Consider the following 15,500-nt stretch of genomic DNA (forward strand, 5'->3'; position numbering starts at 1 on the left):
GCAAGCGTATTGACAGAATCATGAGAAAACGTTTTCTTGAGAGAAGAGAGAGGATACTGAAGAGCCATGACTGCCGACCTCCTAAGTGTACTTCGCCATGAAGACCTGATCCGCATCGACGCGCAGGCGTCCGACAAGGAAGCCGCCATCCTGCAGGCTGGCCAGATACTGGTCGCCGCTGGCTGCGTTTCGCCCGGCTATGAACAGAGCATGGTCCGGCGGGAGGCGGTGGCAAACACCTATTTGGGGTCGGGCGTCGCCATTCCTCATGGCCTGGGTGAGGACAAAGGGCTGGTGCGCCACGATGGGATCGTGGTTCTGCAACTGCGCGAAGGGATTGAGTGGAATCCCGGGCAGCGCGCCCATCTGGTTGTCGGTATCGCTGCCAGCTCCGACAGTCATATCGCGATCCTGCGCCGCCTCACCCGCCTGATTCAGGATGAGGCGCGTCTTGCGGCCCTTCTCGCCACCGACGATCCGGCGGATATTGCCGCCGCCCTCCATGAAGACGCCAACCCCAGCGAGGCCCGTCCCGCTGCCGAGGATCTGGCCGAGCGGATCGAATGGACGGTCGACTATCCTGCTGGTCTGCATGCCCGGCCCGCCTCAGCCTGGGCGGAAGCAGCCAAGAGCCTGGCGACGCCCTTACGCATCCGACATGACGAAGACATGGCCGATCCGCGCAGTATCGTCTCGCTGCTGCAACTGGGGCTGAAGGCAGGCGAACGCGCTACCATTTCGTCGAGCGACAGGAACACGCTGGACCAGTTCATGCGTACCGTCACCAGCCTCACGGTTCGTGAGAAGGCCGATGCCGCCCGTGCCGCCGAAAAGGCGAAGGCTCCGGTGCGCGGCTGGCAACCGGCCGGCAATCCCGCGATGATCGCCGGGGTCGCCGCCAGCCCGGGCCTCGCCATCGGTCCCGTCCATATCCTGGCCTCAGCGGAACTGGACGTGCCCGACCAGCCGGTCGATCTGGTCGCGGGCGGCGCGCTGCTGAACGATGCGCTGGTGCGCACCCGGGCGCAGATGAAGGCGCTGGTCGATGACACCACCCGCCGTCTGGGGGCGGAGGATGCCGCGATCTTTGCGGCGCAGGCCGGGCTGCTGGACGATACTGACCTTATCACGCTTACCTGCCAGTTGATGGTGGAGGGCCATGGCGTCGCCTGGTCCTGGCATCAGGCGATCGATCGCATGGCAGGACAGCTTTCGGCACTGGGTAATCCGGTGCTGGCTGCACGCGCCGCCGATTTGCACGATGTCGGTCGGCGCGTGCTAGCCCAGATTGATCCGGCGCTCAGCATTGGGACATTGGCTGACCTGCCCGACCAGCCCTGCGTGCTGGTGGCGACCGATCTGTCGCCATCGGATACGGCGACGCTCGACACGCGCCGCGTGGCCGGCATTGCCACCGCACTGGGCGGGCCGACGTCGCACAGCGCGATCCTGGCACGGACGCTGGGCCTGCCCTCTGTCGTGGCGGGCGGGGCCGATCTGCTGACGCAGGCGGCCGGCACGACCGCCATCGTCGATGGCGACAGCGGCCGTATCTGGCTCGATCCCTCGGCGCAGGACATTGCCTCCGCCCGCGCTTGGATCGAGGAGATCGCGGCACGACGCGCTGCCGAAGAGGCGGAGCGAGCTCTGCCGGCACGGACCAGCGACGGTCATGATATGGTGATCGGCACCAATGTGAACCGCCCGGATCAGGTGGCCTTCGCGATGGCGCAGGGCGGCGAGGGGGTCGGGCTGATGCGCACCGAATTCCTGTTCCTCGAACGCGGCGACAGCCCGAGCGAGGAGGAGCAATGCGCCATTTATCGCGGGATGATCGAGGCTTTGGGCGATCGGCCGCTGATCGTCCGTGCGCTCGACATTGGCGGCGACAAGCAGGTGCCGCATCTCGACCTGCCTAAGGAGGAGAATCCCTTCCTGGGGGTGCGCGGCGCGCGCCTGTTGCTGCGACGGCCCGACCTGCTGGAGCCGCAATTGCGCGCCCTGTATCGCGCGGCGAAGCTGGGCGGCGACCTATCGATCATGTTCCCGATGATTACATCCTCGGCCGAACTGTTGATCCTGAGGGAACGTTGTGAAGCGATCAGGGCGGAGCTGAATGCGCCGACAGTGCCGATCGGCATCATGATCGAAGTCCCCGCGGCCGCCGTTCAGGCCCATGCGCTGGCGGAGCATGCGGATTTCTTCTCGATCGGCACCAATGATCTGACGCAATATGCACTCGCCATCGACCGTCAAAATCCGGAATTGGCGAGCGAGGCCGACAGCCTGCACCCGGCCGTTCTGCGCCTGATCGCCATGACCGTGGAGGGCGCGCGCCGCCATGGCCGCTGGGTCGGCGTGTGTGGCGGCATTGCCGGCGATCCGTTCGGCGCTGCGTTGCTGGCGGGGCTTGGGGTCCATGAATTGTCGATGACCCCGCGCGACATTCCTGCCGTAAAGGCACGCATCCGCGCCAGCAGCCTTGGCGATCTTCAGGCCCTTGCCGCGCGTGCGCTCGACGCCACAAGCGCCGCCGATGTACGCGCGCTGGACGGGGAGGGGGCATGATGGCCGTCTTCACCGTCACGCTCAATCCGGCGATCGACCAGACGGTCATGCTCGAGCGTCTCGTTCCCGGGGAGGTCCATCGTGCGGGTTCCGTGCGGCAGGATGCTGGCGGCAAGGGGATCAATGCAGCCAGTTGCCTCGCCGACTGGGATGTGCCCGTTACCGTCATGGGTCTGTTGGGCAGGGCCAATGCGGCGCCCTTCGATGCGCTTTTTGCCGCCAAGTCGATCATTGACCGCTGCCAGCGCCATGGCGGCAGCACGCGTGTCAATCTGAAGCTGGTCGACGCCCATGGCACGACCGACATCAACATGGATGGCTCACCGGCAAGCCAAGTGCATATCGATGCCGTCATTGCGGCGCTGGATGAACAGGTCCGGGCGGGAGATCTTGTCATCCTCTCCGGCAGCCTGCCACCCGACTGCCCGGCCGATATCTATGCCTCCCTTACCGCCATGCTGCGGGCGCGGGGCGCCCTTGTCCTGCTTGACAGTAGTGGCCCGGCGCTGCGCCATGCGCTCGCCGGCCCCGTTCTGCCGACTATCCTGAAACCCAATCTGCATGAACTGGCCGAATGGCATGATGGTCCGGTCGATGCGCCGCATCAGATCGTCGACGTCGCACGCGGGTTGCTGGATCGGGGTGTAGACCTGATCGCCGTGTCGATGGGGGCGCAGGGCGCGCTGTTCCTGACCGGCTCGGAAATGCTGCGCGCGCGCCTGACCGCGCACAGCGTTGAAAGCACGGTCGGTGCAGGCGATGCCATGGTTGCCGGTCTGGCCGCCGCCCTAATCGCAGGGGCGGGGCTGGATCGTATCGCGCGTCTGTCCACCGCCTTTGCCGTCGGCAAGTTGGGCCGTGCCGGACCGCATCTGCCGACAAGGGATGAGATCGAAGCCCTGGCGGCCAGCGTGGAGACGGATTTTCTGATGGGAGAGACGCAATGAGCAGGATTTTCGCGGTGGTGGATGCCGGCGAAGCCGGTGTCGCCGGCGTCCTGGCCGGCGAAGCGCTGCGCAAGGCCGCACAGGCCAGTGGGCAGGCCATCGAAATCGAATTGCGGACCGCACAGGGGATCGTCAATCCCTTGCCGAGCGACGCGGACGGCGATCTGCTGCTGATCGCTCCGGACGGCGTCGACGGCCCGTCGGAAAACCGACCGCATCGCCGCCTGACGCTGGAGGCGGTTCTGGCCGATCCCGTCGCCGCGCTGCACGGGGGCAAGGTCGCGAACGTGTCGAATGCCGTGCCGCGCATCGTCGCCATCACCTCCTGCCCGACCGGCATCGCCCATACCTTCATGGCGGCCGAGGGGCTGACCGAAGGCGCGCGCCAGCTTGGCTATGCCATTCGGGTTGAGACGCAGGGGTCGGTCGGTGCGGGCAATGCGCTGACGGCCGAGGAAATCGCGGCCGCCGACATCGTGCTGATCGCCGCCGATCGAGAGGTGGATCGCAGCCGCTTTGCCGGCAAGCGCGTCTTTGCCGGCAATACCAAGCCCGCCATCACCGGCGGCGCGAAGCTGATCGAGCGGGCGCTTGCGGAGGCGACCATACAGGGTGGCGAAAAGGTAGCATCGCAATCGGCCGATTCTGCCGCCGCCGCATCGGGCGCGAAGCGCGCGGGCCCTTATAAACATCTGATGACCGGCGTGTCCTTCATGCTGCCCTTCGTGGTGGCAGGCGGCCTGCTCATCGCGCTCGCTTTCGCGCTGGGCGGCATCCACGCCAATAATGCGGCGGCGCAGGGCACGCTGGCCTATGCCCTGTTCGAAATCGGCGCCAAGGGCGGCTTCATGCTGATGGTGCCGGCGCTGGCGGGCTATATCGCCTATTCGGTTGCGGATCGCCCCGGCATCGCACCGGGCATGATCGGCGGCATGCTGGCCACCAATCTCGGCGCGGGCTTCCTCGGCGGCATCGTCGCCGGCTTTATCGCGGGCTATGGCGTCGACTGGCTCAATCGCCTGATTCAACTGCCCAAGAATTTGCAGGGACTGAAGCCGGTCCTCATCCTGCCGCTGCTCGGCACGCTGCTGACCGGGCTGCTGATGCTCTATGCGATCGGCACGCCGGTCGCCGCTGCGCTGGCCTTCCTGACCGACTGGCTGCGCAGCATGCAGGGGTCGAGCGCGTTGATGCTGGGGCTGATGCTGGGCGCCATGTCGGCATTCGACATGGGCGGGCCGGTTAACAAGGCGGGCTATGCTTTCTCGGTCGGCCTGATCGCCAGCCAGGTCTATACGCCGATGGCCGCCACCATGGCGGCTGGCATGACGCCGCCGCTCGCCGTCGCGCTCGCCACCCGCCTGTTCCGCAATCGCTTCACCCCTGAAGAGCGCGAAGCCGGCGCGGCCGCCGCGGTCCTCGGCCTGGCATTCATCACCGAAGGGGCGATCCCCTTTGCCGCACGTGATCCGCTGCGGGTCATTCCGGCGCTGATGGCAGGTTCGGCTGTGACCGGGGCCATCTCCATGGCGATGGGCGTGGAGCTAAAGGTGCCGCATGGCGGGCTGTTCGTGCTGCCGATCCCCGGCGCGGTCACCCATGTCGGCGTCTATGCGCTGGCCATTCTGGCCGGAACGCTGGTGAGCGCGTTGCTGGTCGGGCTGGTCAAGCGACCCATATCGGAAATCAAGGCCTGACGCCCCGAACGCGTCACCATAATCGGAGAGGCTGTTCATGTATTTCAGGAAGATGGGTGCCGCCTGCATGGCCGGCGCAATGGCCTGTACCGTGCCTGTTGCACTGGCACGAGATCAGGTGGTTGCCGATCTCGATCCGCCATCGGTCCAATCGGAGCCGCCGGCCCAATGGCAACCGCTGGCGGCGGAAGGGGTGACATTAGCGCTCAGCTATACCGGTGAGGCGGCGACCAATGTCTCGGGCGGTCTTCGCCATGACGCGGCCCATGCCGGGCAGGTCTATGTGGGCGCTGATCTTGATCTTGACCGGATGATCGGCATCGATGGCGCGACGCTGCATTTTGCTGTCACCAATCGCCATGGCAAGAATCTGGCCGCCATGGCGATCGGCAATAATACGTCGGTGCAGGAAATCTATGGTACCCAGAATACCCATCTGGCGATATTGACCTGGCAGCAGAGCTTCCTCGACGGGCGACTGGATATCGAGGCGGGGCGTAGTCAGGCGAACATCCATTTTCTAAACTCGCCGCTCTACTGTCATTTTCAGACCAATTCGGCCTGCGGCAACCCAGCCTTCGTCTTCAAGAACAGCAATTTCACCTATTTTCCTGCATCCAGCTGGATGGCCCATGCCAAGCTGCATGTAACGCAGCAGGTCATGCTGCATGCCGGCGTTTACGAAGTGAACCCAGACCGCAAGCGCGCAAGCGACCATGGTTTCAATTTCAGCACGAAAAATGCGACTGGGGTGATCATCCCCTGGGAACTAAGCTATGGCCGGGATTGGCCGGACAGCAGATTGCCGGGCCATTATATTCTGGGCGGCTGGTTTGATCGTGGCGATTATGCTGATCCACTGCGGGACGACCAGGGTGGCATCGCGATCCTGACCGGGCGGCAGGCGGCGACGCGGAACGGGCGGTCGGGCCTTTATGCCCGCTTCGATCAGCAGCTGACCCGTCCTAATCCCGCCTCGCCGCGGGGGCTGAGCATCTTTGGCGTGGCGATGACCAACCTGTCCGGCAAGGTCGAGGAAAGTCGTTATCTGGGGATGGGGATCGTACAGACCGGCACCTTCGCCGGGCGCGATCAGGACACGATCGGTTTCGCCATAAACGATCAGCGTTTCAGCGACTTGGCGATGCAGCGGATGACCGCCGCGCGGGTTGCGGCGGGCGGGCGCGCCGATATTCGTCGCCATCAATATATGATGGAACTGGCTTATGGATTTGAGGTCAACGCGGCAATCCGTCTGTCGCCCAACCTGCAATATATTCTGCATCCAGACCAGACCGGGGCGCCCGATCGCACGCGGAATATCCGGAATGCCTTCATTCTGGGTTTCAAATTTACCGTGGATGCCATGCCACTATTGTTCCGCTAATACTGCCATTATTGCATTCATATTCAATTATCATTTCGGTGATTATGTGATTTAACCGCCAATAGGCTGCATTGGAATGCGACTGGCGCGGAATTACACTTCCAAAAATGAGAACATCTGGTGAAGAAAAATCGAGGATTATACTTCCGCCAATGGGACGACGGCATCGCTTTTGAGCAAGGAAATCAGGTTCGGTGCGTAGGTCGAAAATAGCGGAAGGAGGCCAGCGCCCATCGCGGGAGCCTTTTCCCCATTTTCGCCAATCTTCAATTCTGGACAGAAGAAATCGCGGGGCGCGGTCTTTTGAATAGTATTTTTGACGCGCTCTGAGAGATTGCGAAGCTGGGCTTGCGATAGTCCGCCCCCGATGACCACGGCATCAAGGTCTAGTAAGCTATTCGCGCTAATAATCACGAATGCCAGTGCCTCAGCGCAGCGATTCAACCAAGCTTCCCAAGCCGGATCATGTTCGTCCTGCCCACTGGTGGTCATCTGGTATAGGGAGGCGGCGTGTAGCAGGAAGTCTGTGCTGGTGCCTTGAGGAATTGGCATTGAGGCAAGAGCCCCAGCATTGCCGTTTTTACCGCGCTTGATCTCTCCATTCAGGATAAGACCACCGCCCACGAAACTCCCGATATGAACATAGAGGAAATTGGTCAGCCCCACGGCTGATCCCGACATGAGTTCGGCAAGGGCGCCTGCATTACCGTCATTTTCGAAGATGACCGGGCCATCCAATTCCTTCTGGAAAAACTCTTCGAGCTCTGGTGCTGCCCAGGCAGCGGCCTGCTGGGCCGCGATGCCCGCCTCTTCGCGCCATTCCCCGATGAACCAGGGCATGGCGATGCCGAAACCCAGAAAGCCTTCGCGCTGTTCTTCCCGCAGCTGCGGCAAATGTTTTCGCGCAAAGCATTGGATAAGCTCCACGGCACTGGCTGGGCTGGGATAGGATGTGGTCGTGCTTTCGCATGCGATGATGCGGCCATCAAAATCGAGCATGGTGCAAACCAGCCGGTCGCGGCCGATTTCAGCTCCGATGGTGCAGCCACTGCCTCCGTTGATCCGGTAGATGATCGAGGGCTGTCCCATGCCTCCTGTGCGCTTCCCGGCCTTTATCAGTCGCCCTTCGTCCGCAAGGCTTTCGACAATTCGGACAGCCGCCTGCGGTGAGAGGCCGGTTATCCGGGAGAGGTCGGCTTTGGAGGCTCCGTTGAGCCGTCGTACCGTCGAGAGAATGAGGCGCTCATTATACCGCCGCACGCCCACCGCATTGCTGCCACGCTTATTCACCTGCAACTCCGCTCAACATATCGGCAGCAAGATGATGCGCGATAGGGGTGGTGATTTGGAACAGCCCTGCTCCAAATGGCAAGGGCGAGTGACGACAAGAGCTGCTTGACAGACTAAATCACATCGATAGATTTAATGGGTCAGGTAGCAGATTCGAGCTTGAGACTATGGCAGGGCGGGCAGCATAGTTCCTTGTCATTTGGCTTCGTTCGGACCTGCGGGCGCGCGGCGGCTGAGAACCTCTCCTTTCTTCCTCTGCGAGCGCCTGACCAACCCGACAAAGCTCGTCCAAATCAGACGGGAAGTGCCCAGTTTCCAGACTGCACGCTGGAAATGTAAGGGGGGAGGATAGGGGCTTTCAGCTCTGATCCTCCCCCATTTTTTGGCAGTATGGGTTCCTCTCACAATCGCGAAGAATGTTATTGACAGACTAAATCACATTTGTAGATTTAATGGCGTCGCAAGGTCGACTGGCAAGCACGAATACGTGCTGCAGGACAGGGAAGAGGATGATCGTGGAGGCTGATCCACATGCTTTGTTCCGCAGTTTGCATGGCGCCTCGACGGTGTCCTGTTTCTGGTCATGTGTGGAGCAGGCGGCCCGCCATGCCCACAGTCAATTCTTTCTCCTTAAAGCTTCATCCCCGGCCCTGTTGGGTGCGGAACAGCTTGTCGTGCGAGTAAAACATGCAGAATGACGATCTTCTTCTGGGCGGTATTGAAGCGGGGGGCACGAAATTCCTCTGCGGCATCGCTGACCGCAATGGGCGCATAATCCGGCAGCAACGGATCGCCACTATGCTCCCTGCGGACACGCTGGGCGCGGCCAGCGCGTTCTTCGAGCAGGCCGAACTGGACCTGGGACGATTGTTCGCTTTTTCGATCGGCAGCTTTGGTCCCCTGTCTCTCAATCCAGTCGCAAAGGATTATGGCTCCATTACATCGACGCCCAAGGCAGGGTGGCAGCATGTCGACCTGCTTGGTCATTTTGCGCGGTCGATCGATGCGCCGATGGCGCTCGATACCGATGTCAACTGTGCGGCAGTCGGCGAAAAGCTGTTCGGCAGCGGACAGGGCCTCGACACCTTCTGTTATGTGACGGTTGGGACCGGCATTGGCGTGGGTCTGCTGATCGATGGCGCGCCCCATGGCGGTGCCAATCACCCCGAAGCGGGGCATATCCGACTGCCGCGTGCTGAAGGAGACGAACTTTTTTCGGGCATTTGTCCTTTTCATGGCGATTGCCTTGAAGGTCTGGCTTGCGGCCCTGCAATGCGCGCCCGCTGGGGTGTTCCAGCTGAGCAACTTCCCCCAGATCATCCTGGCTGGGAGATTGAAGCGGACTATCTTGCCGGACTATGCGCGACACTGACCTACATCGTGCGCCCGGACCGTATCATCATCGGCGGCGGCGTCATGGAGGCTCCCGGCATGTATGAGCGCGTCCGGCGCGCTCTGATCGCTAAACTTGCCGGCTATGACGCCAGCATGTGCGTCCTCGATATGGACGACTATATCGCAGCGCCCACGGCGGGTGCATCGGCGGGACTGACCGGCGCGCTCGCGCTCGCTTATCGGACCGCAACACGCCAGTGGCCGATGCACTGGTCTGTCGAACTTGCGTCATCTTCCAATCAATCCTCTCTCTTAGGAGCTGCAGTTGCATAGTCCCTCTTTATCGGATCACGCGGCTCACAGGATGGCAGCGCCAAGCGATGCTCGGGTGACCGGTGCAGTCGTCCTGAGCGCAGCCGGCGCGGCGCTCGGTGGCCTCTTATTTGGTTTTGATACTGCCGTGATTTCTGGAACGACCACGGCGCTGCAGACGCGGTTTGGCCTGAGCGATGGCATGCTGGGCTTTACAGTTGCATCCGCTCTGATCGGGACCGTACTCGGCTCGCTGGTGGCCGGGGCGCCGGCTGACCGGTTCGGTCGGCGCGCGGTCATGCTTGCGGTCGCGATCTGCTACGTTGTGTCGTCGCTTGGCACAGGCCTGGCGGGCAGCTGGGGCACGCTCCTGGCCTTTCGGTTCCTGGGAGGTCTCGCGATCGGCGCTGCCTCGGTGGTTACGCCGATCTATATTGCCGAGGTCTCCCCGGCACGTTTCAGAGGGCGGTTGGTTGCGCTGAACCAGCTCAACATCGTGATGGGCATCTTGATAGCCTTTCTCTCTAATTATCTGATCGCCAATCTCGCCCCTGCAGAGACTGCCTGGCGGTGGATGTTCGGCATCGTCACTCTTCCCTCAGCACTGTTCCTCGCCGTCAGTCTCCTATTGCCGGAAAGCCCGCGCTGGCTGGCGATTCATGGGCGGGGTCCGCAGGCGCTGCGTGTCATGAAAAGGCTGGGATTTCTCGATCCGGCGAATGAACTTCGTCATATCCAGGAAGCTGAGGTCCGTCTTGATCGATCAATCGCACCAGGCCTGTTTCAGGCCGCCTATGCTCGCCCGGTCGCCTGCGCCATCGCAATTGCGATGTTCAACCAACTTTCGGGTATCAACGCGCTGCTTTACTACGCGCCGCGTGTCTTTGAACTGGCTGGAGCTGGCGCCGACAGCGCGCTGCTGCAGTCTATCGCCATTGGCGGGACCAATCTGGTGTTTACCATTTTAGCGCTGTTTCTGATCGATCGCTTTGGTCGCAAGCCGCTCCTGTACACCGGGTCGATCTTATGTGCTGTAGCCCTGCTTCTCGTGGGCTATCAGCTGGAAAGCTCTGATCCCGACGGAACGTTGATCCTTGTTGGTCTGTTGGGTTTCATCGCTGCCTTTGCGGTGTCGCAAGGTGCAGTCATCTGGGTATTCATTTCCGAGGTCTTTCCCAGTGCTGTGCGCGGCAAGGGACAGGCGCTTGGTAGCACGACCCATTGGGTCATGGCTGCTGCGATCACCTGGGCCTTTCCCGTCTTTGCAGCCCGGGTGGGCGGTTGGGTCTTTGCCTTCTTCGGCGCAATGATGCTGCTCCAGTTCGTCTGGACCTGGAAAGCGATGCCCGAAACCAACGGTGTCGCGCTCGAAGACATGGATCTTGGGAGCGCGCAGGCATGATCAGGACGCTTTTCATGATGACCGCTACAGCTCTGATGGTTCCAGCTGCGGCCCAGGCGCAGCGAGCAGATCCTCGCCCCGCCTATCATTTTGCACCCAAGCGCAACTGGATGAATGACCCCAATGGCCTCGTCTATTTCGAAGGCGAATATCATCTCTTCTATCAATATAATCCCCACGGTGACCGTTGGGGGCATATGAGTTGGGGGCACGCCGTCAGCCGGGATCTTGTGACCTGGGAGGAATTGCCGGTCGCGATCCCGGAGACCGCCGACGTCATGGCGTTTTCCGGCAGCGCAGCGATCGACTGGAAGAATAGCAGCGGCCTGGGACGCAATGGGAAGCCGCCGATGATCGCGGTCTATACCGGTCATAATCCCAAAGCCAAGCTGCAGTCCCAATATCTTGCCTACAGCAATGACCGCGGACGAACATGGACCGTACATGGCGAGGTGCTGAGTGTGGGGTCGCCGGAATTTCGGGATCCCAAGATTTTCTGGCATGAACCGACAAAGTCTTGGGTCATGGTCGCTGTCATGGCGATCGAGAACCGCGCCGTCATCTTCACGTCGCCCAATCTCAAGCAATGGACCTTTGCCAGCAGTTTCGGTCCGGCGGGCGGACGGGGACGAAATTGGGAATGCCCCGATCTCAATCTCCTTCCCGTTGAAGGCGGAAAGCCCGGAGAGCAGCTTTGGGTGCTCAGCGTCAATCTGGGCGACCAGGCTGTGGGCGGCGGTTCGGGTGGCCAATATTTCGTGGGCGACTTTGATGGTCGTCGCTTCACGCCTGTCGAAGGGTGGGGTGGGGAGCCGGCCTGGACCGATTATGGCGCCGATTTCTACGCTGCGGTCACCTGGAATGATCTTCCCAAGGACGATCCTCGCCGCATCTGGATCGGATGGGCCAATGACTGGCGTTATGCCGAGGCGATACCCACTTATCCCGCTCGCGGAATCATGACTGTACCGCGCAGCATTTCCCTGAGGAAAACCGCCGAAGGCTATCGTCTGACACAGCGGCCAGTGCAGGAACTGGAACATTTGCGAGGCGGCATACAGACCGTGCGTCAACTGTCGCTTGGTGAAGAACCGGTTCCGCTTTCCGTCGAGGGTGGTGCCATTGATCTTCAGGCCAATCTTTCATTGGGACAAAGCGAGCAGGTGGCGATCACGCTGACCGATGCCGAGGGTTATCAGATGGTGGTCGGCGTCAATCCGACAGTGAACGAGGTCTTCATCGATCGTTCGCGCTCTGGCCCACATTTCCACGACGGGTTTGCAAACCGTCATGTGGCGCCAGTTGACCTGAGTAAGGGCAGTGTGTCTCTTCGCCTGCTCGTGGATGAATCGATCGTCGAACTGTTCATCAACGATGGTGAGCAGACGATCACTGATCGTTTCTTCCGCGGGTCAGGAGCCTTGCGCTGGAGCGCTTCTGCGCGCGGCGCACCGGCAATCATGGATATCACTGCATGGCCGATCAGGCCGGAGGCGTCCCGCTGACGATCACGGCACAGGAGAGCTGACAAGCTCGATCACCATCGGATGATTTTGAATTTCCGCTGCATGGACAGTCGGAACGCGGCTTCGCGCGGCCTGCATAGCAATAAACAAAGGGAGGATAATCATGAACTTCAAGGCAGTGGCACTACTTGGATCAACGTCGCTTGCATCGCTTCTTTTGGCTGCGCCGGCCATCGCTCAGGATGGAGGCGGTAACGCGCCTTGGGCAAAGAAGAAAGGCGAGGAGACGATCGACTCCGCGTCGGTTCCAGACATCGTCGTCACTGGTTATCGCGCTGCGCTGGGCTCTGCGCAGGACATGAAGCGCCAGTCCGACGCGATTGTCGATGCGATCGTGTCGGAGGATATCGGCAAGCTTCCTGACAATAATGCGGCTGAAGCGATTTCGCGCGTCGTGGGTGTGCAGGTCCTACGCTATAATGACGAGGCGGGTGTGGTCCTTGTCCGTGGACTTCCGGACGTGAACACGACCTTCAACGGCCGGGAATTCTTCACCGCTGATGATCGCGTACTGCATCTGCAGGATTTTCCGGCTGGCGTGGCCGCAGGTTTGGAGGTCTACAAATCGGGCACGTCCGATCTCATCGAGCCAGGGCTTGCCGGCTTGATCAATCTGCGCGCGCGTCGGCCGTTCGACGTCAAGGATACGCAAATTGCCGGCGAAGTGCGTGGATCCTATAATGACCAGTCCAAGGCCTTCGACCCTTCCGCCAATCTCCTGCTGACCAAGCGCTGGGATACGCCGATCGGCGAGATCGGTGCGCTCGTCAATTTCAGCTATGTTCGGATGACCTATCGCAACGCCGATCGCTATGCAGATTCCGCTATCATCAGCCCGCTGGGCTTTGGTGCTGATGATCCCGCCGATGATATGACCGTCACGACGCCAGGCGTGGGCAATTTCCGTTTTCCCGCCAATGCCGGCAATTTCTACGAAAAGGGCGTTCGGCACCGTCCCGCGATCAATGGCGCAATCCAGTGGCGACCGACCCCCGATCTGGAAGTCTATGCGGAAGGCCTTTGGCAGGCCTATCGCGGCAAGGTCCTTCGCGATGGATTCAACGTCAATTTCGAGCGTCGCAGCATCGATGGCATCGCCCCGACACTGAGCAATGTGGTTCTGGTCGAGGGCGAGCCCCTCAAGGCGGCAAGCTTCACCAAGACCGGCGGCTATGTGCCCGAGTTCTTCCGGTCCACCCAGGACGACCAGACCGACACCTATCAGGCGGCACTGGGATTCAAATGGAAGACCGACCGAGCCACCTTGTCTGGCGACTTCGCCTACACCTACAGCAAATATGAGGCGGACGAAGACAGCGTCGATGGCCAGCTCGCCAGCGCGCCGACCATTAATGTCGAATGGGACGTCAAGGGTTCGGCCATCTTCGATCTGGGGGACTTCGACAAGACGAACCCCGCCAACTATATCTGGCGCGGCTATTATCAGCGGCATTTCGTCACCAAGGGTGATGGCGTGCAAGGACGGCTCGACCTCGATCTCGATACCGACTTTGACTGGCTGCCCAAGATCCAGGTCGGCATTCGGGCGAGCGACCGCACTGCGCTCATGCAGAATAACAACCGCTACGCCTATACAGCTGGCCTGGGTCTCCCGCTCGCGAGCCTGCCGACAGGCGCGCTTGAACTCATCAATGATGGCTTCCGCGGCGATCCGCAGCGCTTCCAGAACTGGCTGGCACCGACCCGCGGTTCCATCCGGGACAATGTGGAAGCGCTGCGGCAGCTGGCCTATGCGTCTGTGCAGCAACTGACGATCATGTTCCCCAATGACGGTGGCATCCGCGACGCCGTGACCAATTTCGCGACCGAGGAAATACCGTTCGATCCGCTCAATGGCTTCACTGCCAAGGAAAAAAGCTATGCGATGTACGGCCAGGGCAAATATGAGTTTGACCTTGGGGATGTCGCTGTCGACGGTACATTCGGCGTTCGCGTCGTCAACACCGATGGCCGCTATTCCGGCTTCTCACGGGTAAACGGCTCTGATGGCACATCCCAGATCGTCCCGCAGGTATCGCGCCAGAACTATCTTGATGTCCTGCCTTCGTTCCAGACCCGGATCCGATTGACGCCCGAATTCCAGGTGCGACTGGCCTATAACCAGACCCGCACGCGGCCAAGTTTCGGCCAACTCAACCCATCCCTCAATATCACCCGTAACAGCCCCGGTCCTGACGGCTCGCCGCCGCAATATGCCGCCTTTGGCAACGGCGGTAATCCGAACCTCAAGCCGCTGACGTCGAAAAATTATGACGCGACGCTCGAATATTATTTCTCCAAGAACGGGTCGGCGACACTCGCGGTGTTCTACCGGGATCTTGAGGGCTTCATCAGCAACTACACCCGGGACGTGATGGACCCGGATTATGGCCGTATCCAGATCAACCGCCCGGAAAATGCCGGTAAGGGCGAAATCAAAGGCGCTGAAGCGTCCTTCCAGACCTTCTTCGATTTTCTGCCAGGTTTCCTCTCCGGCTTTGGCGTCCAAGCCAACGTCACCTATCTCGACGGCACCAATGCACTTCCAACGGTGTTGGGCGAAGGCGCTCGCCAGGTACGGATTACCGGCCTTTCTAAATGGGCATATAATCTGACCGGTTTCTATGAGAAGGGTCCGGTTTCTGCGCGTCTGTCCTACAATCATCGTTCGAGCTTCATCAACAGCTACAACCGGAACTCGAACGAGGATCAATATGCCGGGGAAATTACCCGCGGCATTTCGCGCCTCGATTTCTCCGCCTCCTATGAAGCGATTAAGGGAATCACGATCGTCGGCAATGTCAGCAATATCCTGGGCAAACCGTTCAACAATTATCGCTACTATAACGAAACTCAGTATTTCCCCCGCGATCTTAGGGTTGAGGGGCGTTATTTCAGCCTCGGTGTCAGGTTCAAGATGTGAGCCAGAGGCATTGTTGTAGGGGGGGCGGGAGGCACTTGTCTCAACCTCAAAACCGAGAGAGCGAACTCATGAAATTGTTTTCATCCGATCGTCTAGTTTGACGTACAGAAAGA

The 15,500-nt window shown here is 60.8% G+C and carries 9 protein-coding genes; 8 read left to right on the top strand and 1 reads right to left on the bottom strand.

Going from position 1 to position 15,500, the window contains the following annotated elements:
• Window positions 1–66: 66 nt before the first annotated feature.
• Genes ptsP through JQK15_RS15815 form a run of 4 tightly spaced genes read left to right on the top strand, consistent with a single transcriptional unit; the run spans window position 67 to window position 6,599 of the window.
• Window positions 67–2,568 carry a phosphoenolpyruvate--protein phosphotransferase gene (gene ptsP / locus JQK15_RS15800; protein WP_214866372.1) on the top strand — a complete coding sequence of 834 codons (2,502 nt, stop codon included), beginning with the start codon at window positions 67–69 and terminating at the stop codon, window positions 2,566–2,568.
• A complete protein-coding gene (locus JQK15_RS15805; RefSeq protein WP_251007783.1) occupies window positions 2,565–3,515 on the top strand; it encodes a 1-phosphofructokinase family hexose kinase in 951 nt (316 codons plus the stop codon). The genes ptsP and JQK15_RS15805 overlap by 4 nt, the downstream gene beginning before the upstream one ends.
• Complete coding sequence (locus JQK15_RS15810; RefSeq protein WP_214866373.1) at window positions 3,512–5,212, top strand: PTS fructose transporter subunit IIC; 1,701 nt, start codon at window positions 3,512–3,514, stop codon at window positions 5,210–5,212. The genes JQK15_RS15805 and JQK15_RS15810 overlap by 4 nt, the downstream gene beginning before the upstream one ends.
• A gap of 37 nt (window positions 5,213–5,249) precedes the next feature.
• Entirely contained in the window at window positions 5,250–6,599 is a 1,350-nt protein-coding gene (locus tag JQK15_RS15815) for a carbohydrate porin (protein WP_251007784.1), read from the top strand.
• A gap of 138 nt (window positions 6,600–6,737) precedes the next feature.
• On the opposite strand, the gene JQK15_RS15820 is transcribed toward JQK15_RS15815, so the two are convergent.
• Complete coding sequence (locus tag JQK15_RS15820; protein ID WP_214866374.1) at window positions 6,738–7,889, bottom strand: ROK family transcriptional regulator; 1,152 nt, start codon at window positions 7,887–7,889, stop codon at window positions 6,738–6,740.
• A 687-nt stretch (window positions 7,890–8,576) separates the two neighbouring features.
• Between JQK15_RS15820 and JQK15_RS15825 the strand changes: the two genes are divergently transcribed.
• The 4 genes from JQK15_RS15825 to JQK15_RS15840 all read left to right on the top strand — a co-directional run bounded on the left by JQK15_RS15825 (window position 8,577) and on the right by JQK15_RS15840 (window position 15,387).
• Window positions 8,577–9,557, top strand: a complete 981-nt coding sequence (locus tag JQK15_RS15825) for an ROK family protein (protein ID WP_214866375.1) — start codon at window positions 8,577–8,579, stop codon at window positions 9,555–9,557.
• Between the two features lie 31 nt (window positions 9,558–9,588).
• Window positions 9,589–10,938 (top strand): sugar porter family MFS transporter, encoded by a 1,350-nt coding sequence (locus JQK15_RS15830; protein ID WP_214866376.1) that lies wholly within the window; start codon window positions 9,589–9,591, stop codon window positions 10,936–10,938.
• A complete protein-coding gene (locus JQK15_RS15835; protein ID WP_251007785.1) occupies window positions 10,935–12,443 on the top strand; it encodes a glycoside hydrolase family 32 protein in 1,509 nt (502 codons plus the stop codon). The genes JQK15_RS15830 and JQK15_RS15835 overlap by 4 nt, the downstream gene beginning before the upstream one ends.
• A gap of 124 nt (window positions 12,444–12,567) precedes the next feature.
• On the top strand, window positions 12,568–15,387 hold the full coding sequence (locus tag JQK15_RS15840) for a TonB-dependent receptor (protein WP_214866377.1): 2,820 nt from the start codon (window positions 12,568–12,570) through the stop codon (window positions 15,385–15,387).
• Window positions 15,388–15,500: the final 113 nt, after the last annotated feature.

Source organism: Sphingobium sp. BHU LFT2, assembly GCF_018604485.1.
Lineage (GTDB): Bacteria > Pseudomonadota > Alphaproteobacteria > Sphingomonadales > Sphingomonadaceae > Sphingobium > Sphingobium yanoikuyae_A.

Excerpts from the sequence above, each read along its gene's own strand:
- JQK15_RS15830 (WP_214866376.1), top strand. The coding sequence starts at position 9,589 with ATGGCAGCGCCAAGCGATGCTCGGGTGACCGGTGCAGTCGTCCTGAGC.
- JQK15_RS15825 (WP_214866375.1), top strand. The coding sequence starts at position 8,577 with ATGCAGAATGACGATCTTCTTCTGGGCGGTATTGAAGCGGGGGGCACG.
- ptsP (WP_214866372.1), top strand. The coding sequence starts at position 67 with ATGACTGCCGACCTCCTAAGTGTACTTCGCCATGAAGACCTGATCCGC.
- JQK15_RS15815 (WP_251007784.1), top strand. The coding sequence starts at position 5,250 with ATGTATTTCAGGAAGATGGGTGCCGCCTGCATGGCCGGCGCAATGGCC.
- JQK15_RS15840 (WP_214866377.1), top strand. The coding sequence starts at position 12,568 with ATGAACTTCAAGGCAGTGGCACTACTTGGATCAACGTCGCTTGCATCG.
- JQK15_RS15805 (WP_251007783.1), top strand. The coding sequence starts at position 2,565 with ATGATGGCCGTCTTCACCGTCACGCTCAATCCGGCGATCGACCAGACG.
- JQK15_RS15810 (WP_214866373.1), top strand. The coding sequence starts at position 3,512 with ATGAGCAGGATTTTCGCGGTGGTGGATGCCGGCGAAGCCGGTGTCGCC.
- JQK15_RS15835 (WP_251007785.1), top strand. The coding sequence starts at position 10,935 with ATGATCAGGACGCTTTTCATGATGACCGCTACAGCTCTGATGGTTCCA.